The sequence below is a fragment of the Pseudomonas sp. zfem005 genome, from assembly GCF_032621735.1.
Classification (GTDB): Bacteria; Pseudomonadota; Gammaproteobacteria; order Pseudomonadales; family Pseudomonadaceae; genus Metapseudomonas; species Metapseudomonas solani.
Genome location: NZ_JAVYJE010000008.1, coordinates 122,529 through 140,267 on the forward strand (window position 1 = coordinate 122,529; position 17,739 = coordinate 140,267).

Annotated in this window: 18 protein-coding genes; 7 read left to right on the forward strand and 11 right to left on the reverse strand. The window is 64.0% G+C overall.

Going from position 1 to position 17,739, the window contains the following annotated elements; all coding sequences use genetic code 11:
• Positions 1–91: 91 nt before the first annotated feature.
• Entirely contained in the window at positions 92–643 is a 552-nt protein-coding gene (locus tag RTW82_RS18610) for a GNAT family N-acetyltransferase (protein WP_021220133.1), read from the forward strand.
• Positions 644–796: 153 nt separating this feature from the next.
• Positions 797–1,267 carry a hemerythrin domain-containing protein gene (locus RTW82_RS18615; protein ID WP_031287989.1) on the forward strand — a complete coding sequence of 157 codons (471 nt, stop codon included), beginning with the start codon at positions 797–799 and terminating at the stop codon, positions 1,265–1,267.
• 347 nt (positions 1,268–1,614) lie between these two features.
• On the opposite strand, the gene chrA is transcribed toward RTW82_RS18615, so the two are convergent.
• Positions 1,615–2,820 (reverse strand): chromate efflux transporter, encoded by a 1,206-nt coding sequence (chrA, locus tag RTW82_RS18620; protein WP_316926000.1) that lies wholly within the window; start codon positions 2,818–2,820, stop codon positions 1,615–1,617.
• Positions 2,821–2,953: 133 nt separating this feature from the next.
• On the reverse strand, positions 2,954–4,792 hold the full coding sequence (locus RTW82_RS18625) for an ATP-binding protein (protein ID WP_316926001.1): 1,839 nt from the start codon (positions 4,790–4,792) through the stop codon (positions 2,954–2,956).
• A gap of 408 nt (positions 4,793–5,200) precedes the next feature.
• Between RTW82_RS18625 and RTW82_RS18630 the strand changes: the two genes are divergently transcribed.
• The 4 genes from RTW82_RS18630 to RTW82_RS18645 all read left to right on the forward strand — a co-directional run bounded on the left by RTW82_RS18630 (position 5,201) and on the right by RTW82_RS18645 (position 8,267).
• Positions 5,201–6,184 carry a DUF1852 domain-containing protein gene (locus RTW82_RS18630; protein WP_316926002.1) on the forward strand — a complete coding sequence of 328 codons (984 nt, stop codon included), beginning with the start codon at positions 5,201–5,203 and terminating at the stop codon, positions 6,182–6,184.
• 26 nt (positions 6,185–6,210) lie between these two features.
• Positions 6,211–7,239, forward strand: coding sequence for a methionine synthase (locus RTW82_RS18635; protein ID WP_316926003.1), 1,029 nt, complete (start codon positions 6,211–6,213; stop codon positions 7,237–7,239).
• A gap of 102 nt (positions 7,240–7,341) precedes the next feature.
• A complete protein-coding gene (locus RTW82_RS18640) occupies positions 7,342–7,851 on the forward strand; it encodes a flavin reductase family protein (protein ID WP_316926004.1) in 510 nt (169 codons plus the stop codon).
• Positions 7,852–7,946: 95 nt separating this feature from the next.
• Entirely contained in the window at positions 7,947–8,267 is a 321-nt protein-coding gene (locus tag RTW82_RS18645) for a hypothetical protein (protein WP_316926005.1), read from the forward strand.
• Positions 8,268–8,984: 717 nt separating this feature from the next.
• On the opposite strand, the gene RTW82_RS18650 is transcribed toward RTW82_RS18645, so the two are convergent.
• Both RTW82_RS18650 and RTW82_RS18655 read right to left on the reverse strand, forming a co-directional pair.
• Positions 8,985–9,545, reverse strand: a complete 561-nt coding sequence (locus tag RTW82_RS18650; protein WP_021220141.1) for a type 1 glutamine amidotransferase domain-containing protein — start codon at positions 9,543–9,545, stop codon at positions 8,985–8,987.
• A gap of 259 nt (positions 9,546–9,804) precedes the next feature.
• Entirely contained in the window at positions 9,805–10,560 is a 756-nt protein-coding gene (locus RTW82_RS18655) for a hypothetical protein (RefSeq protein ID WP_184490083.1), read from the reverse strand.
• 347 nt (positions 10,561–10,907) lie between these two features.
• Between RTW82_RS18655 and RTW82_RS18660 the strand changes: the two genes are divergently transcribed.
• The gene (locus RTW82_RS18660; protein ID WP_184490082.1) at positions 10,908–11,402 is read left to right on the forward strand and encodes a hypothetical protein; all 495 of its coding nucleotides are present in this window, start codon (positions 10,908–10,910) and stop codon (positions 11,400–11,402) included.
• Positions 11,403–11,483: 81 nt separating this feature from the next.
• Here RTW82_RS18660 and RTW82_RS18665 read toward each other — a convergent pair whose 3' ends face one another.
• The 7 genes from RTW82_RS18665 to RTW82_RS18695 form a co-directional block, all read right to left on the reverse strand.
• Positions 11,484–11,729, reverse strand: a complete 246-nt coding sequence (locus RTW82_RS18665; RefSeq protein WP_021220144.1) for a hypothetical protein — start codon at positions 11,727–11,729, stop codon at positions 11,484–11,486.
• A 1,320-nt stretch (positions 11,730–13,049) separates the two neighbouring features.
• The gene (locus RTW82_RS18670; protein WP_184490080.1) at positions 13,050–13,604 is read right to left on the reverse strand and encodes a putative natural product biosynthesis protein; all 555 of its coding nucleotides are present in this window, start codon (positions 13,602–13,604) and stop codon (positions 13,050–13,052) included.
• Positions 13,605–13,763: 159 nt separating this feature from the next.
• Entirely contained in the window at positions 13,764–14,168 is a 405-nt protein-coding gene (locus RTW82_RS18675; protein ID WP_316926006.1) for a DUF2946 family protein, read from the reverse strand.
• 9 nt (positions 14,169–14,177) lie between these two features.
• On the reverse strand, positions 14,178–14,537 hold the full coding sequence (locus tag RTW82_RS18680; protein WP_021220148.1) for a hypothetical protein: 360 nt from the start codon (positions 14,535–14,537) through the stop codon (positions 14,178–14,180).
• Positions 14,538–14,662: 125 nt separating this feature from the next.
• Positions 14,663–15,043: a DUF2946 family protein gene (locus RTW82_RS18685; protein ID WP_316926007.1), complete on the reverse strand. Its 381-nt coding sequence runs from the start codon at positions 15,041–15,043 to the stop codon at positions 14,663–14,665.
• A gap of 97 nt (positions 15,044–15,140) precedes the next feature.
• Complete coding sequence (locus RTW82_RS18690; RefSeq protein WP_316926008.1) at positions 15,141–15,629, reverse strand: copper chaperone PCu(A)C; 489 nt, start codon at positions 15,627–15,629, stop codon at positions 15,141–15,143.
• A gap of 55 nt (positions 15,630–15,684) precedes the next feature.
• Entirely contained in the window at positions 15,685–17,724 is a 2,040-nt protein-coding gene (locus tag RTW82_RS18695) for a TonB-dependent receptor (RefSeq protein WP_316926009.1), read from the reverse strand.
• Between the last annotated feature and the right edge of the window lie 15 nt (positions 17,725–17,739).

The window sequence follows — 17,739 nt, forward strand, 5'->3', positions numbered from 1 at the left end:
GCTGCATATTGAATGGTTTTAGTCGCTGGCCAATCAGAACACCCCGGCAGCCGGCACTCTTGAAACACCTTGTCCCACAGGCGGTTCATTCATGCAGACATACTCCATAAACGCTGTTTCACCTGCCGACTTCGATGCGTTCATGGCCTATCTCGACGATCACCTGCGCGAGAACGGCTCGCCGGAAGTCGGCTATTTCCAGCCGTTGTCGCGCAGCGCGTCCTCCTACCCGCCTGAGCGGAAAGCGGCGTTCCGCGCTGGCTTGGAGATAGCGCTCGGCGAGCCCGGTTGGCGCCGGGCCTGGGTCGCGCGAGCCGAGGATGGGCAGATCGCCGGGCACATCGACCTCCGCAGCCACGCTGAGCGCTACGCGACTCATCGCTGCCTGCTGGGCATGGGTGTGCACTGTGCCCACCGACGCCGTGGGTTGGGTGCTTTGCTGATCGAGCAGGCTGGGCGATGGGCTGCATCCACGGCCCTGCTGGAGTGGATCGACCTGCAAGTGCTTGGCAGCAACGCAGCAGCCATTGCCCTCTACCGGCAGGCAGGCTTCATCCAGGTGGGAGAGGTGCCGCAGATGTTCAAGATCGATGGGCAGTCTTTCTCGTACACGACCATGACGAAGCGCTGTTCGAATCAGTAGTACCGCTCCTGGCCGGACGCCAACCGGGTGGGCGCGATGCCAATCCAATTTCCCCGGCCTTGCAAACACCTTGAACAAGCCGAGGGCACACGCGTCAGTTCTTATGAGAGGCGCCGGCATGAACCGGCCTCCACAACCGATGAGGACATGACCATGAATGCCATCGAACTGCTCAAGCAGGACCACGTCACCGTGAAAGCCCTTCTCGAACGACTCGGCAGCACCACCGAGCGCGGGGTGAAGACGCGCACCGAGCTGCTGCGCAAGATCGAGGTGGAGCTGCTGGTGCACACCACCCTCGAAGAACAGATTTTCTACCCCGCCTTCAAAGCCGCCGGCGGCAAGGACGAGACCATCATGTCGGCCGAGGCCAAGGAGGAGCACCGCACGGTCGATTCCCTGGTGCTGCCGGACCTCAAGCAGACCTCGCCGTCTTCCCTCGAATTCGCCGGCCGCGCGAAGGTGCTCAAGGAGTTGCTGGAGCACCACATCGAGGAAGAGGAAACCGAGATGTTCCCCAAGGCCGCCAAGCTGCTGGGCAAGCAGAAACTCGCCGAGCTGGGGGCCGAGATGGAGGCGCTGAAAAAGTCCATGAAGCAGGATCTGCAACGCCACGCGGCCTGATCCGCGACCAGCCTTTCACGCCGCAGCCCAAGACTGCGAAGCTGCTTTTCGGGTGGACAACGCTTTTTTGTCCACCAACGGAGCCCCGGTCAAACGCGCTTGGTGGATGTAAAAAGCGACATCCACCCTACCTCCAGGCATGACTGCGGAGTGGCTTTCGTAGGGTGGACAACGCTCTTTTTGTCCACCAACGGAGCTCCGGTCGAGCGCGCGTGGTGGATGTAAAAGCGCCATCCACCCTACCTCCAGGCATGACTGCGGAGTGGCTTTCGTAGGGTGGACAACGCTTTTTTTGTCCACCAGCGGAGTTCCGTTCGAGCACCCAGGTGGAATGTGAAACGCGACCGTCAGCCCACCACCGACAACGCCCAACCCGCCGCGCTGCTGGCGATCACCACCAGCCAGGGCGGCAGCTTCAGCCACGTCAACGCCAGTAGCGCGGGCAGTGCCAGGGCGAGGTCCGCCGGTTGGTGGATGGCACTGGTCCATACCGGGTCGTAGAGGGCGGCCAGCAGCAGGCCGACCACGGCGGCGTTGAGGCCCATCATCGCCGCCTGCATGCGGGTGTTGTGGCGCACCTGCTCCCAGAACGGCAGCGTGCCGGCCACCAGCAGGAAGGCAGGGAGGAAGATCGCCGCCAGGCAAACCAGCCCGCCCACCCAGGGCGACGGGAAGTGGCTCATGGCCGCGCCCAGGAATGCCGCGAAGGTGAACAGCGGCCCCGGAACCGCCTGCGCGGCCCCATAGCCGGCCACGAAGGTTGTCTCGCTGACCCAGCCCGGCGGCACCACCTCGTTGTGCAGCACCGGCAGCACCAGGTGGCCGCCACCGAACACCAGGGCGCCACTGCGGTAGAAGGCGTCGATGATGGCCAGCCAGGGGGCAGGGTAGAGCCGGCTCAACAGCGGCAAGGCCACCAGCAGGGCGAAGAACAACCCCAGCCACAACACGGCGGAGCGCTTGCCGATGCGGATCGGCAGCGGGTCATGGGTAGCACCCGGGGTAGGGCAGAACACCAGCAGCCCCAGCACCGCAGCGCCGAGCATGATCGCCACCTGGCTCCAGGCAGGGGGCGCCAGCAGGGTAAGCCCCGCCGCCACGGCCATGATCGCCACGCGCGGCGCGTCCGGGCACAGGTTGCGTCCCATGCCCCACACCGCCTGTGCCACCACGGCCACCGCCACCACTTTCAGCCCGTGCACGGCACCCTCGGGAATGGCATCGCCATGCTCCGTGATGCCCAGGGCAAGCAGCATCAGCAGCACCGCTGATGGCAGGGTGAAGCCCACCCAGGCCGCCAGTGCGCCGAGGTAGCCGCAACGGCCGAGTCCCAGCGCCATGCCCACCTGGCTGCTGGCCGGCCCGGGCAAAAACTGGCAAAGCGCCAACAGATCGGCATAGCTGCGCTCGCTCAGCCAGCGCCGGCGCGTGACGAACTCGTCACGGAAATAGGCCAGGTGCGCCACCGGCCCACCGAAGCTGGTGAGCCCGAGGCGCAGGAATATCAGAAAGACGGCCCAGGGCGTCGGGTCGCGGTGCGCAGGCGGTGTCATCTCATGGGGTTCTGAAAACGGTGCGGCTGATTATGCGGCGCGGCCGTGTCGGTATTCCATGGGTTCCTGCGGCCCAGGCCGGAGCGATTCCAATCGCCCTGGGCAACGCCCTTGCGCGGCGGGGACGCGGCCGCTAGAGCGCCAGCAGCTCGCGCACCCGGCTGCCGAGGGCATCCACGGAAAAGGGCTTCGTCAGCACGTGCATGGCCGGCTGCAGCGGGGTACTGCCGGTGAATACGCTCTCGGCGTAGCCGGTGATGAACAGGGTCTTGAGACCGGGGCGAAGCTCGCGGCCGGCATCGGCCATCTGCCGCCCGTTCATGCCGCCGGGCAGGCCCACGTCTGTGATCAGCAGGTCGATCAGCACATCGGAGCGCAGCAGCTTCAGCCCGGCAGCGCCGTCGGCCGCCTCGATCACCGTGTACCCGAGCTCGTTCAGCACATCGGCCATCAGCATGCGTACCGCCGGCTCGTCGTCCACCAGCAGCACCGTCTCGCCGTGCTGCGTGATCGCCGTGTCGGTTACGCAGGGCGCATGCTCATCATCGGGGGCGTCGCCGTCGTGGCGGGGCAGGTAGATCACCACCCGGGTGCCTTCACCCACCGTGGAGCTGATGCGCACCTGCCCACCGGATTGCTGGGCAAAGCCGTAGATCATCGAAAGCCCCAGCCCGGTGCCCTGGCCGATGGGCTTGGTGGTGAAGAAGGGCTCGAAGGCATGGGCCATCACATCGGGCGTCATGCCGGTGCCTGTGTCGCTCACGCACAGGCTGAGGTAATACCCCTCCGGCATGTCGTGGACCTGGGCCGCCTCGCGGTCCAGCGCCAGGTTGGCCGTCCTGAGGGTGATGCAGCCGCCATCCGGCATGGCGTCGCGGGCGTTGATGCACAGGTTGAGCAGGGCGTTCTCCAGCTGGCTGGCGTCGACGAACGCCGGCCACAGCTCCGGGGCGTTTCGCGTTTCAAGCTGGATGGCGGGCCCCACGGTGCGGTTGATCAGCTCCGTCATCCCATGCACCAGTGCGTTCACATTGGTGGGGCGGGGCTCCAGCGTCTGCCGGCGCGAGAAGGCGAGCAGCCGGTGGGTCAGCGCTGCGGCGCGCTTGGTGGCGCTCTGTGCCATCGCCATGTACTTGTCGATGTCGTTGACGCGGCCCTGGCCAATGCGCTTGCCCATCAGCTCCAGGGAGCCTGCGATCCCCGCCAGCAGGTTGTTGAAGTCGTGGGCGAGGCCGCCGGTCAGTTGGCCGACCGCTTCCATTTTCTGGGACTGGCGGAGCTTTTCCTCGGCATGCATCAGCTCGGCCGTACGCTCGGCCACGCGCTGCTCCAGCGTCTCGTTGAGGCCGCGCAGGTCGACCTCGGCCTGGCGCAAGGCCTCCTCGGCCATGGTGCGCTCCAGCAGGTCGGCTGCCTGCCGCGCCAGGATGTCGAGCAGGCGCCGGTCCCGCTGCGAAGGCTCGTGGGGCTCTCGCCAGTGCGTGGAGATCATCCCCAGCAGGTTGCCGCTGCGTGAAATCAGTGGCGTTGTCTGGGCGGAGCGGATGCCGGTGCGACGGAAGGCGAGCAGGTCTTCGGTGCCGGCGATGGCGTCCCATTGCTCGAAGTCGGGGATCACCGCCCGCTCGCCGAGCTTCAGCGCCATGGTGCAGCTGCTGTAGGCGTTGGGGCTCACCCATTGCCAAAAGCCAACTGCCTCGGGCGGCAGCCCGCGTGAACACAGAAGCTGGAGTTCACCCCCGTGCCCTGAGATGTGGCCATCAGGGCAAAGCCGCTGCATCGTCCCGAACTGCGAGCCGGTGATGGTCACTGCCGCGTCGACGATCTTGCCGTAGAGCGCTTCGCGATCCTGCTCGCCAATCAGGGCGATGCTGATCTGGTGCAGGAGTTCGATGTCGGAAAGGTCATTCCCCGAGCTGCCGGAAACGGCCGAAGAAGGCTCCGCCGAGGCGGTGGGGGACGGGCAGGGCATGGGGGGCTCCTGGGGAGCTGGAGGCAGGTTGGCGCAGCCTAGCAATAAACGCCTGCCAGCGCGACGCGGTGGGCCGTTGCGTCAGCGTCATCCACTGCAGAACTCCCATTGACGCCGGCCTGGTCGCGGTTGGAGTGCTGCCTGCCTGTCGCTCTTTCTCTACAGGGGCAGCAGGCATTCCAGAGCCTGATCATCCGGCCGTTAAGCCCGTGGAGGACGTCATGAGCGTGACTAATGACCCGCTGAGATCATTTCATTTTCAATCAATTAATGGCGCTGCTTAGAATGGTTTTACTTTCAGTGAATATAAATATCGCTGAGCGGAAACAACCAGAAGAAGGCTGAAAAGTGCTGCGTAACTACAGAGCAGACTCAGGTTTCTCTCACGTATTCAGGTGCCGGATTGCGATGAACAACGACTTCACCTTTGCCATTAAGAGCATTCGTTTCGACGAGCATTACCACCCCGCCGAAAACACGCGCGTCACCACCAATTTCGCCAACCTGGCCAGGGGTGAGAGCCGCCAGGAGAACCTGCGCAACGCGTTGAAAATGATCGACAACCGTTTCAATGCCCTGGCGCATTGGGACAACCCCAAGGGCGATCGTTATGCCGTCGAGCTGGAAATCATTTCCGTTGCAATGAATATCGATGTGGCGGGCCGCGACAATGCGCTGCCGCTGATCGAGATATTGAAAACCACTATCGTCGACCGCAAGACCGGCGAGCGCACTGAAGGCATCGTGGGGAACAACTTCTCCTCCTATGTGCGCGACTATGACTTCAGCGTACTGCTGCTGGAACACAACAAGAGCCAGGCCGGGTTCAGCACGCCAGACGATTTCGGCGGGCTGCACGGGAAGCTGTTCAAGTGCTTCGTGAATTCGGATGCGTACAAGGCGCACTTCAAGAAATTGCCGGTCATCTGCCTGAGCGTTTCGAGCAGCCGGACCTACCACCGCACTGAAAACCAGCACCCCGTACTGGGCTTTGAATACCTGCAGGATGAGTACTCCCTGACGGATGAGTACTTCCAGAAGATGGGCCTCAAGGTGCGCTACTTCATGCCGCCTAACAGCGTGGCGCCATTGGCCTTCTATTTCGCTGGCGACCTGCTGGGTGACTACACCAACCTTGAACTGATCAGCACCATCAGCACGATGGATACCTTCCAGAAGATCTACCGGCCCGAGATCTACAACGCGAACTCTGCGGCGGGCAAATCCTATCAGCCGAGCCTGAAGCACGAGGACTACTCGCTGACCCGGATCGTCTATGACCGGGAAGAGCGCAGCCGGCTGGCTATCGAACAAGGGAAGTTCGTCGAAGAGCACTTCATCAAGCCGTACCACAGCATTCTTCAGCGGTGGTCCGCCGGCTGCGCTCTTTGACTCATCAACCTACAAGGTCATCCATCGTGAAAAAATTGCTCCCCACGTCGACTGCCGGCAGCTTGCCCAAACCCTCCTGGCTGGCACAGCCCGAGACGCTGTGGTCCCCCTGGAAGTTGCAGGACGAGGCGTTGCTCGAAGGCAAGCAGGATGCGCTGCGCCTGTCGTTGCAGGAACAACAACAGGCCGGAATCGACATCGTCAGTGATGGCGAGCAGTCGCGTCAGCACTTCGTCACCACTTTCATCGAGCACCTCGACGGCGTTGATTTCGAGAAGCGCGAGACGGTTCGAATTCGTGATCGCTACGACGCCAGCGTGCCGACGGTTGTGGGCGCTGTGAGCCGGCAGAGGCCGGTCTTCGTGGAAGATGCCAAGTTCCTGCGTCAGCAGACCCAGCAACCCATCAAGTGGGCGCTGCCAGGCCCCATGACGATGATCGACACGCTGTACGACGCGCACTACAAAAGCCGTGAAAAACTGGCCTGGGAGTTCGCCAAGATCCTCAACCAGGAAGCCAAGGAGCTGGAGGCTGCCGGCGTCGATATCATTCAGTTCGACGAGCCCGCCTTCAACGTGTTCTTCGATGAGGTGAATGACTGGGGCATCGCTGCCCTGGAACGCGCTGTCGAAGGGCTCAAGTGCGAAACCGCCGTGCACATCTGCTATGGCTACGGCATCAAGGCCAATACCGACTGGAAGAAAACCCTCGGGTCGGAGTGGCGGCAATACGAAGAGATCTTCCCCAAGCTGCAAGCGTCCAGCCTCGACATCATTTCGCTGGAATGCCAGAACTCCCGCGTGCCCATGGAGCTGCTGGAACTCGTGCGGGGCAAGAAGGTGATGGTGGGGGCCATCGACGTGGCATCCGACAGTATCGAAACCCCGGAGCAGGTCGCCGACACCCTGCGCAAAGCCCTGCAGTTCGTCGATGCCGACAAGCTTTGCCCGTGCACCAACTGCGGCATGGCGCCCCTGTCCCGTCGGGTTGCACGGGGCAAGCTCAATGCCCTGAGTGCCGGAGCAGATATCGTCCGCAGGGAACTCCTGGCCTAGTGCCGAATTGAATTCGGACGCGGTGCAGGGGAGGGCTGAAGCCCGTCGCCGCTCAAACCCTCCTTTGCACCTCCGAGCTGCACCCACTGTCCAGGACCTGCCATGTCACTCCCTCGTACGGCCATCGAGCCCTGCCGCTTTCGCGAAGCGCTCGGGCATTACGCATCCGGTATCACGGTGATCACCTCGCATCACGATGGCGAGCCGGTCGGCTTCACCTGCCAGTCGTTCTACAGCGTGTCGATGAGCCCACCGCTGGTGTCGTTCAGCGTCATGTGCAGTTCGGCCAGCTACCCCAGAATCCGCCAGGCCGGTCGCTTCCTGGTCAACATCCTCTCGGGTGAACAGGCCACCCTGTCCAACCAGTTCGCCCGCAAAGGCACGGACAAATGGCAGGGTGTCGAATGGCAGGAATCGCCGTTGGGCAACCCCATCATCGCCGGCAGCCTGCATTGGCTGGATTGCGAAATCCACGCCGAACACGCCGCCGGCGACCACCTGATCGTGATCGGTGAAGTGAAGGCGTTGAGCCTGCCGGATGCCGCGGCCACGCAGCCCCTGCTGTACTTCAAAGGGCAGTACCGCAACCTGGCCAGCCATAGCGCGGTGTGAGCGGCGCCGCGCTGTTCGAATGGGTGCGGGGCACTGGTAACGATCAAGGCACAACAGTGAACATAGGCGATGGACTGAAGCGCAGGTTCCCGAGGATGCAGTCGCCCAAAAACTGGTTGGGCGAGAAGGAAAGTGTGTTTGAAGCGTTCGACCACGACCCGTTAAGCGTCGTAGAGGAAATGGTGCAGGACTTCCCTAAGACCAACAGCTTGACCCCCGAGAGGGTCGCCGCCGTGGTGCTCGTCGCTGTCCAGGTCCAGGGCAGCCAGGAGGCGGTGATGAACGGGCAAAAGCCTGTGCCGGTAATGCTCACCGTGGTGATGCTTGCCGTGTTGCTGGTGCCCGTCGTGCCGGAGAGGCTGATGTTGCAGGTTGTGGTCGGGATGGTTCCGGACTGCAATGTAAACATGCCGTAGGCCGTGAACGGCGTGCTTGGCGGCAACAATGTCGCTGCTTGGGCGATGCTGCAAAGGGCTGCCAAAACGAAGGCGCATAGCGGTTTGAAATAGGCGTTCATGTCGTGTCCCTGTTCGCTCTGATCTTGCAGAGGTTCGCGCGTTCTTCCCTGCAAACTGCCGTTTGGATAACTGCTCCTTCTCTCCAGCGTTGCTGGACAGTCCGTTGAGGCTAGGTGAGGCCTGCCGGCTGTAAGCCAAGCCAAAGGCTGGGGTGCGGCGCGCTCGCCTTCAGCGGCGGGCACCTGGGTAACAGGCAGGTTCAGGGGAGGGCGGGCGAGTGTGTGCTGGAGACTCAACCGGGCCGGCGCGCATTCACGGACCACGCGATGTGCTCGCCAGTGGCACCGTTCGGTGGATGAAAAGAGCGTCATCCACCCTACACATGGGTGGGCATAGTGGGTGGTGTCAGCGCCGTAGGATGCGTCGGGCGGCGCTCCGCGAGCGCAGCGAAACCCATCACCGAAACGCCGGGTTGCACCCGACCTACAGGCCAATCACGATCGGCGCCATGTACTCCCGGCGGCACCCCGGTTGGGGTGGGCGTCGCAGGTTGGCGCCGAGCGCAGCGAGGCCCAACGGTTCGTCGGTGAAGCTGATCGCGGATGAATCCGCTCCCACAAAGAGGTGGCCCTGGCTCGCCGCCGTGACGTGCTCGGCGGCGCTCTTTGTAGACGATCAGGCCGCCTGCAGGGCCTTGCCGATGGCCGCGTTGAAGGCGGGCAGGTCGTTGGGGTTGCGCGAGGTGATCAGGGTCCAGCCCTTGCCCGGGCAAACCTTTACTTCTGCATCTACCCAGCTCGCACCGGCATTGACCAGGTCAATGCGCACGCTGGAGTAGGACGTCAGTGATTTGCTGTCGACCACGCCGGCGTCGATGAGCAGCCAGGGCCCATGGCAGATCGCCGCGACTGGCTTGCCCGCCGAGGCGAATTCCTGCACCAGGCGTTGGGCGTCCGCATCCTGGCGCAGCGTATCGGCATTCACCGTACCGCCCGGGATCACCAGCAGGTCGAAATCGCTCGCGCCCAGGCCCTTGAGGGTCGTGTCCGAATTCACCGTCACGTCTTTTTCACTGTCCTGGACCCAGGTCTGGGCTTCGCCACCCTTGACCGTCGCATGCATCACCTTGGCTCCCTGGGTCTTCAGGGCCTCCATGGGCTTGAGCAGCTCATCGCGCTCGATCCCGGTGTTGGCGGTGATGAATAGAACCTTCTTGCCTTGCAGATTCATGCTCATGATGGACCTCTTCGCAGAAGCGCCTCGCGAGGCGCGGGGACACGTGTTGGAGAACACGCGAGTCTTCTGAATGGGCAGAGGCGATGCCGATAAGTTCGAATGATTCGCCCAGCGGGTACCCGATTCGGGCGTGCAGTGTTCCGTCGTGATCGCTACGCCCCCGGTATTCGCTTTTCGGGCGGGAGCGGCATCGCGCGTCGGATGAAAGAGCGCCATTGCCCGCCGAGATGAACGCCCGCACCAGCGCGATGCGCTGAAGTCACCCCTGCATCTCTGCCAATGCCCTGCGCAAGGGGGCGTCCGATATCTGGATGGGGCCGTGGAAGGGGATGTCCATGTCCAGCACCAGATACACGGAGGTGGCGATCAGCAAGGAGGACACGGTGAACATGCCGATCACCATTGGGTTGCGTGGCGCTCGATAGCCGAAGCTTGCGTAGATAAGCGTCAACCACGCGACGAGCATGCCTATCAGCGGCATCGGAATCGTGCCTTCGGATTGCTCCACGATTCTCCAGCGCTGCTCGATGAGCGAGTGATATTGGCGACGAAGATCGGTGAGCTGGGTTTCCTGATACCGGCTCCCAGGTGTGATGGCCGCAAGAGCCACGCCGATGTTGTCGAGAAACTGCGTGGCGGGGCTGTTCCGATGCTGGAGCGCCTCATCCCCACGGTAGGGATTGGCAATGGCGCGCTCCACATACGCAGCCAGGCGCAGGCGGGTTTCCTGTGCCGCTTCTCCGTAATTCTTCAAGGTGCGATCAAAGATGATCAGGCTGGTGGCGTAGGCGTGCATGTTGGTGTCGATGGCTTCGAAGGTGTTCTTTGCTGAATTGATCATGAGGCCGAACACCAGTGAGGTCATGACCACGAAGATATTGGCCACCAGGCGGACCACCGTGTTGGTTTCTTCGTCCTTGTGACGGGCCGAAAGCTTGGGATACCAATGCATCATCAGCAGGGAGGCCAGTATCAGGCATACGAAGACGCCCGCTGCGATCAGGACTGATTCCATAAGTACCGCCTTCGGTGTGTCGTTGACAGGTCGTGGTCCGGGAAAGCCGATTCACCCGCGTCATCGTCTCTCCAGCATCTGCTGCTATCGGAAGGTAGTTGGAAGACAGACTTTTCGCCCGCCCGCAATGGGGCCGACCGGTGGGGTGACAGCCGTTGCGCCATCGCACCGATGTGCTTGGATTGTCCTATCCAGCCAGGGATGGGCCCGCTGCAGAGGCTCGCCTGGCGTGTAGCCCGGATTGGGTAGTGCCGCGCACGTCCCGGCCCCGGGCAACTGATGAACATCCACACGCGGAGAGGGAGAGTCCAATGCCGAGCGTAAAGGTAGGGTTGAACGAATGGGTCGTGCTCGACACAACCGGCCACAACGACCTATCACTCTGGACGGACGGGTTGTCCGGTTGCGTCGGGGTGGGGGTGATAGTCCCACCGAAGATCTTCGTGACCCATATCAGCAGTACGTTCAGTGCACAGAGCTGGACGCAGAGCGTCGAAGCCCCCTTCCTCCAAGCGTTGAGCAACCTCGGCAGCATCAAGACGGCCAAGGAAATCTCGGTCGTGATCGGCGATGACGATGAAACGCCGCTCTCCAAGGCTGTTCTCGCTACCTTGTTACAGCTCTGCGAGACCAACGATCTCGATTTCGAGCCCTCGCTGACCGACTCGCGAACGGGGCTGCGCATCTACCAACACTCGGTCTCCGGCTCCATCAGCCTGATGATCCAGTCGCTGGCGAAGATGGGGCACCTAAGCACATGGGGCACCAGCCAGAACTCCACCAATGGAACCGGTGTGGTTGCTCAGGGCTTCTTCAGCGGTGGCAGGGTCGCGGATATCTAGCGGCTGGGTAATAGGGAGAGGCCAGGTTCTTTGAGCCCGGGCCTTTTACAGGCGTACCCGGGCAGCAAAGTCCCAATACCCTCAACGCAACGGCAACTGCGCCAGCTTCGCCACGTGCTGGAAGTCTTCCTGGTTGCTGCGGGAAAGGTGAATCACCGCCTCCATCAGCGCGGCCTCTCGCACGTCATCCAGGTAGGGCCCGGGTATGCCTTCGCGCATGGCGGCGTTGTCCAGGATGACCTCGGCGAGCACCTGGACAGTATTCAGGCGCGATTCCAGGCGGTCGGCCAGTTGATGCAGACGGCGGTGTTCGAGGTCGCTGTTCATGCCGATCTCTCCTTTTTGATGCGCAGGAGCGGCAGGTGCGGGTGGGGGAGTTTGATGGAGTTCATGGTCGTAGCCTCTTGGAGCCAAGAACCGCTCCCTGACGCCAATCAGGGTGGGCGGACCGTGCAGGTTGGCGTAACCGTCAAGAGAACCGGCGCATCCGAAGATGCCCTGCACGGTCCTCCCATGAAAAACACGGGTGCGACCATGCCAGGAGCTGAACCGAGGCCCATGCTCCTTCTCTTGATCGGGACGCCAATCCCGGCTGCCCAGGTTGGGCAGCGGGGCAACGTTATGGATTCGGGGGCGGGGTGTCAATCGGAGGGCCGGAGGTCAGCGGTGAGGCTGATCGCGGATGAATCCGCTCCCAAAAGAAAGGCAGCCCGGATCAGCGTAGGGCGGGTGTAACTCGCGAGTGCCTGGTACCGGCGTTGTTGGGTTGCACCCGACCTAAAGGCCTGCCAAGGCCCATGCAATGCGTTCGTCGGTGGCACCGTTTGGTGGATGAAAACAGCGCCATCCACCCTACGCATGGGTGGGCATCTTGGGTGGGGGTGGCGCCGTAGGTTGGCGCCAAGCGCAGCGAGGCCCAACGTTTTGTTGGCGAGGCTGATCGCGGATGAGTCCGCTCCCGCAAAAGAGGCAGCCCGGATCGGCGTAGGGCGGGTGAAATCCGCGAGTGCCGGGTACCGGCGTTGTTGGGTTGCACCCGACCGACAGGCCTGCCACGGCCCATGCAATGCGTTCGTCGGTAGCACCGTTTGGTGGATGAAAAGAGCGTCATCCACCCTACACCTCGATCAGCTCCGCGCAGGGTCAAAGCGCACAATGCCGGCCGGGCGCACACCCTGCCGGCAGGTGGCAGCGTTGCGCACCTTTATCTTTTGCGTGATGTGAAAAGGCCGAGGCTTTTTGAGCCCCGGCCTTTGACCAGACGTACCTGCCAAGGAAACCGTCGTGTCACGGAAACGTTAGCACCCGGGCCTTTGACGGGCGAGATGCGACAACTTGCCACGCTCGTTGCGCAGGCGGGCGTCGAGCCCAGAGGCCGTCAGCTAGCTGCCATGAGGTGCGGCAGCCTGTCGCACCCTGCGCACAATAAAAAGCCCTCCGTGAAGAGGGCTGGTTTTGCAGAGCGTCCCCGCTCCTTGTCGCTGCTTCGGGCTAACCGTGGAAGCCTCTTTCCTGCATCCGCCCTCGGCAGTCGAACTCTAGGGGGCGGGCCTGGTTGCCGCCACTGCGACAGCCTGACACAGCCCCACCCGCCGTCGCGCGCCGTGACGCTTCGGGCGGCGGCTGCGGCGGGCTGTCGCAGTCGGCTCAGCCGGGAATCGGCAACCAGCGCCGGAACCCGTTCGCTCCCCGCCCGGCCAGCGGGCTCCAGGCAAAGTCCCAATGGGGTGCGGGCAGTTCCTCCTCGGCCTCGACCATCGCAAGCGCCCGGGGCGCGACCTTCCAGTCGGTCACCGTCACCGCGGTTTCACGCCAGATGAGGATGAGCCCCCGGGCCTGGCTGTCGTCGGTGTTCACCCAGCGTGCCGCGGCGGCTGCCATGAACGCCTCCACATGCTCCTCGTGCACCTGTTGCCGGTACTCGGACTCCAGCAGCCAGCGGCAGACGCTCAGGTAGTAGGTCCAGTCCAGCGGGGGATGGCGGCGGTAGGCCCAGGTCATGAAGCTGCGGAACAGATTGAGGCCCTCCGGTGCGTCCAGCTTGAGCAGAGCCGGGCACACATCGAACAGGGTGTGCCAGTAGGGCAGCAGGCGTGCGTCCAGGTGCACGAAGCTGCGTGCGTTGCAGGGGTAGTCGGGAAAGGGCAGCAGAAAGTCGCCACGGTTTCCGCTTGGGCGGGTGGCAAGGGTCGGCGAGCGCATCTGTCCTCCTGCCCCTCGTTGGGGGCTGGGGAGGGATGGCGTCGGAAGGTCGTTTCTTCGGGTGGCAAGCCTGTTGTGGAGCATGTCGTGTCGTCCTTGCAGAGGCGTGGTCTACCTCGGGGCGGATGGGCGTTGAAGCCCGTGCCCGAGGGGTTGCTATCAGGGGCAGCCAGGCAGGACGGGAGAGGCTCGGGGGTTGATCGAGGGCCAGCGCTCGCGGGGCGAGACCGCGAAGGGATGGGCGGCGGGCGTCGGGCGCAGTGCCGCGAGCCGCCCCGGTGCAGCCAGAGTCGACGGCGGCAGGGGGGCCGCGCCGACGGATTGTGAGCAGCAGCAGTGGGACGTGCCACCTGCGTCGGGCGAGCCGGAACTGTCCTTGTCGAGTACCAGGGCGCTCTGCTGCAAACCACCCGACGAGCAGAAGCTCCCGGCAAGCAGTTGCTCCAGGCTGAGCGATCCGAAGGCCGTGGCCATCGGCAACGCCATGACCTTGAGCACGATCGCCAGGAATGCCGCCACCCAGGCATTGTGATGCGCCTCACGGCGCATGCCGCAGCAGATCATCGCGCGTCCCTAGGCCGCCCGGACGGCTCTGCAAGGCAGGTCGTCCTGGCGTACCTCCAGCAGGTGCAGGGCGTCCGGGAGTACGGCCGTGACCCGGTAGTAGCGACGCATCTTGATGCGCCCCTGCCGTTGGTAGGCGATGGCGAACTCGACGTAAGCCCCTTCCAGCAGATTCGCCACGAACAGCGTGCGGCCCTCGCGGCTGGAGGCGAGGTACTCGCGCAGCACGCCTCCCGGTTTCTCATGGTCTCGCCAGACGATCGCTCCCCAGCGTCTGATCCCGGCAATGCGCTGCGCCGTGGACGCGCGGGCGGGATTGCCGATGGTGCCCTCGGCGATCGGCAGAACCAGTACCTTGGTGTCGTTCATGACCTGTCTCCTTCACGGTACCCGGCACCGTGCCTTCTCGGCGAAGGCGCGCGGGCCGGGTGTCAGTCGAACGGCAGCGGCCGCCGTGTAGCGGCAAGCGACTGCCGGTGCAGGGAAAGGGAAGGTCAGGCGGGGGAGGCGCGGGGGTTGGCCGAGGGCCAGGTGAGGCGAGGGTGGGTATGGCCCTCGACGACGCCGGGGTGCGGTGGATGGCCGCCAGGCCTGCCAGGCAGCAACAGGCCGCCCAGCAGGAGGGTGGTGAGGGTGAAGGCGCTGCACAGCGGGCAGCCCATGGCCGGCATCGACGAAGCGCCGCCGGTGCCGACCGGAGTCTTGCTCGGTGACGCACCCAGGTCGCCGTTGGCTGTGCAGTAGAGCCCGCCGATACCGCTCAGCGCCAGGCCGCTCTGCTGGCCATGCCCCAGGCTGCAGGCGAACGCGCTGTACAGGACGCAGGCGTAGAGCATCCAGGCGATCATCGAGCGGTGACGGCGTACGGCACTCATGGTCCAGGCTCGCAGGGTCGGTGGGTGGCGGCGAGAGCAGCGCTCGCATCAAGCATAGTCACGCCTGAGGCGTGCGCTCGCTGTCGCGTGCCCGTCACTAGTGGCTGTGCTCGGCTCCGTGCTCATGCTCGCCATGGGCCTGGGGTGCGTCCTTCTGGACGGCGATCTCGACCTTGAGGTCGCCCGCTTTCTCGAAGTGCAGCGTCATGGGGAAGCGCTCGCCTTCCGCCAGCGGCTGTTTCAGGTCGAACAGCATCACGTGGTAGCCCATGGGTTCGAACCTCGCCTCGCCGTGGGCGGGCACCTCCACGGCCTGGACGTGCTGCATCTTCATCAGCCCGTCCTGGTGTACGTGCTCGTGCAGTTCGACGCGACCGGCGGCAGCCGTCTCGGCACCCAGGAGGCGGTCAGCAGCGGTTCCCTTGTTGTGGATGATGAAGTAGGCCGCCGCCGTCGGTGCGACCGGAGGCGTTGCGCGCGCCCACGGATGGTCGACATGCAGGTTGCCCACGTCGTATTCGTGAGCGCCGGCCATCAGCGGCGATGCCATCAGAGCGCTGAGCAGAACGGCCTTGAACAGTGTCATCGGGGTGTCTCCCTTGCGTTTGGAATGAATGGCCGCCCGCCTGGGCGGCCCGGTGTCAGAAGTCCAGTGTCAGCCCTGCATACAGGGCACGGCCATCGCCTGGGGCGTGCAGGGACTGCTGGACGCCGGCGGTCGAGTCGTACCAGACGTACTCGTAGTAGCGATTGGTGACGTTCTTCACCTGCATGTCGAGGCTGAGGTTTTCGCTGACCTGGTAGGTCGCACCGAGGTTGAGCAGCACGAAGCCACCGAACGAGCCCGTGCTGTTGGTGCGCTCCAGGTAATAGTCGCTCTGGCCGTTGACCCAGGCGCTCAGTTGCAGCTTCTCGCTGGCCTGGTACTCGGTGCCCAGGGCGTAGAGGTGATGCGGTACGTGGTCCATCTCCTTGCCCTTGCTGTCCGGCAGGTTGGGGTTGGGCTGGAGGATTTCGGAGAACTGCCGCGAGTACGACAGCCAGATGCGGGTGCGCTCGTCCGGGTTCAGGTTCAGCTGCAGGTCATAGCCCCGGCGCAGGGTCTCGCCGACGTTCTCCGAGTCGCCGATAGCGTCGTTGAGCTTGCGCTGCACCTCGTCGGTGGCGTGCTGCTCCCAGTAGGCGATACGGCCGTCGAGCCACTGCACAGGGCTGAATTTCAGGCCGGTCTCCCAGCCTTCGTTGATCGAAGGCTTGAGGTCGTCGCTCTGGTTGGCCAGGCGATAGGCGCCGGAGCCGACGCCCACCTGGAAGGTGCGCCCCCAGTTGGCGTAGAGGCTCGCCTCGCGCCAGGGGCTGTAGACGATGCTGAACTTGGGTTGGCGGATGCTGCCGTAGTCGTTCACCTCGGCGCGTTCGCCGGTCAGGCCGTTCTTGTAGTCGCCATACAGGCGGTCGACCCGGTAGGCGGGTACCAGCCGCAGCGATTCCACCGGCTCGATCACCGTCTGCACGTAGGCGCCGTAGATGTTCAGGTCGAAGCGCTGATCGCGGGTCTGGGCCAGGCGTGTGCGCTGACGGGTGCGGTAGCGCAGGCTCTCGTTTTCCTGCCGTTGGACTTCCGCTCCACCCTCCAGGGCGAAGTCATGCAGGCCGCTGACCACCGGGCGCCAGGTCAGGCTGCTGAGTGCGCCGTACTGGGTCTCGTCGGCGACCCGTTCCTGCTGGCTGACAGTGCGCCAGTACTGGGTCCAGCGCTCGTCCTTGAAGGTGTTCACGTAGCTCTTGGCGGACCACGCGAGGTCGTCGGCCAGGTCGGCGTCCAGGTGCAGGCTGAGCTGGTTCATTTCCCGGTTGCCCTGGTCGGTCGCGTTGTTGGCGTAGGACTGACGCGGGTCGTCATGGGCGTCGGCGCGGCCGAGGTAGCCGGCTTCCAGGGCATCGGCGCTGTAATGGCGGGCGATCAGGCCGGCGCGCCAGCCCGCGTCGGCGGTGTAGAACCATTTGCCGGCAAAGCTCTGGCGCTCGCTGTCGGCGTGGTCGCGGTAGCCACCGCTCTTCTGGTAGGCGACGAAGTAGTTCTGCGACCAGTGGCCGTCTTCGATGCCCGTGCTGGCCTGCAGCTCCTGGGTATCGAAGCTGCCGCTGCGCAGGCGCACCTGGCTGTCGTTGCCGCCCTGGCGGGTGCGGATGCTGGCATTGCCGGCGATGTTGTGCAGGCCGTAGCGCGGATCATTGGTGCCGCGCACCACTTCGATGTCCTCGATGTCGGCGGGAAACAGCATGTCGATGAAGGGCATGTTGCCGTCGTTGGTGTTGCTGGGGATGCCATCGATCAGCAGCTTCACCGCGTTGACTTCACCCTCGCCGTTGAAGCCGCGGAACGACAGCTTGCCGGAGGTGGTGCCCTGGTTGAACTGGGTGAGCATCACGCCGGGCGCGCGGTTGAACAGTTCCCAGCTGTACTGGACGGGCTGCTGCCGCAGCAGGTCGCTGCCGAGGATGTCCACGGAGCTGAGAATGTCACGGCTGGAGAGGGGGCCGCTCTGCTGGCCCGATACTTCGACCGTGCCCAGGGTGAGCGTGCTGTCGGCATGGGCGGCTGGGCACAGCAGTGCCGCGGGCAGGGCGGAGCAGGTGAACAGGCTGGCCATGAGGCCCGCACGGGAATTGAACGGCATAGGGTCGATCAGCCT

What these genes read in the sequence shown, in the direction of transcription:
- RTW82_RS18610 (WP_021220133.1), top strand. Translation starts at nt 92, where the DNA reads ATGCAGACATACTCCATAAACGCTGTTTCACCTGCCGACTTCGATGCG.
- RTW82_RS18615 (WP_031287989.1), top strand. Translation starts at nt 797, where the DNA reads ATGAATGCCATCGAACTGCTCAAGCAGGACCACGTCACCGTGAAAGCC.
- chrA (WP_316926000.1), bottom strand. Translation starts at nt 2,820, where the DNA reads ATGACACCGCCTGCGCACCGCGACCCGACGCCCTGGGCCGTCTTTCTG.
- RTW82_RS18625 (WP_316926001.1), bottom strand. Translation starts at nt 4,792, where the DNA reads ATGCCCTGCCCGTCCCCCACCGCCTCGGCGGAGCCTTCTTCGGCCGTT.
- RTW82_RS18630 (WP_316926002.1), top strand. Translation starts at nt 5,201, where the DNA reads ATGAACAACGACTTCACCTTTGCCATTAAGAGCATTCGTTTCGACGAG.
- RTW82_RS18640 (WP_316926004.1), top strand. Translation starts at nt 7,342, where the DNA reads ATGTCACTCCCTCGTACGGCCATCGAGCCCTGCCGCTTTCGCGAAGCG.
- RTW82_RS18645 (WP_316926005.1), top strand. Translation starts at nt 7,947, where the DNA reads ATGCAGTCGCCCAAAAACTGGTTGGGCGAGAAGGAAAGTGTGTTTGAA.
- RTW82_RS18650 (WP_021220141.1), bottom strand. Translation starts at nt 9,545, where the DNA reads ATGAGCATGAATCTGCAAGGCAAGAAGGTTCTATTCATCACCGCCAAC.
- RTW82_RS18655 (WP_184490083.1), bottom strand. Translation starts at nt 10,560, where the DNA reads ATGGAATCAGTCCTGATCGCAGCGGGCGTCTTCGTATGCCTGATACTG.
- RTW82_RS18665 (WP_021220144.1), bottom strand. Translation starts at nt 11,729, where the DNA reads ATGAACAGCGACCTCGAACACCGCCGTCTGCATCAACTGGCCGACCGC.
- RTW82_RS18670 (WP_184490080.1), bottom strand. Translation starts at nt 13,604, where the DNA reads ATGCGCTCGCCGACCCTTGCCACCCGCCCAAGCGGAAACCGTGGCGAC.
- RTW82_RS18675 (WP_316926006.1), bottom strand. Translation starts at nt 14,168, where the DNA reads ATGATCTGCTGCGGCATGCGCCGTGAGGCGCATCACAATGCCTGGGTG.
- RTW82_RS18680 (WP_021220148.1), bottom strand. Translation starts at nt 14,537, where the DNA reads ATGAACGACACCAAGGTACTGGTTCTGCCGATCGCCGAGGGCACCATC.
- RTW82_RS18685 (WP_316926007.1), bottom strand. Translation starts at nt 15,043, where the DNA reads ATGAGTGCCGTACGCCGTCACCGCTCGATGATCGCCTGGATGCTCTAC.
- RTW82_RS18690 (WP_316926008.1), bottom strand. Translation starts at nt 15,629, where the DNA reads ATGACACTGTTCAAGGCCGTTCTGCTCAGCGCTCTGATGGCATCGCCG.
- RTW82_RS18695 (WP_316926009.1), bottom strand. Translation starts at nt 17,724, where the DNA reads ATGCCGTTCAATTCCCGTGCGGGCCTCATGGCCAGCCTGTTCACCTGC.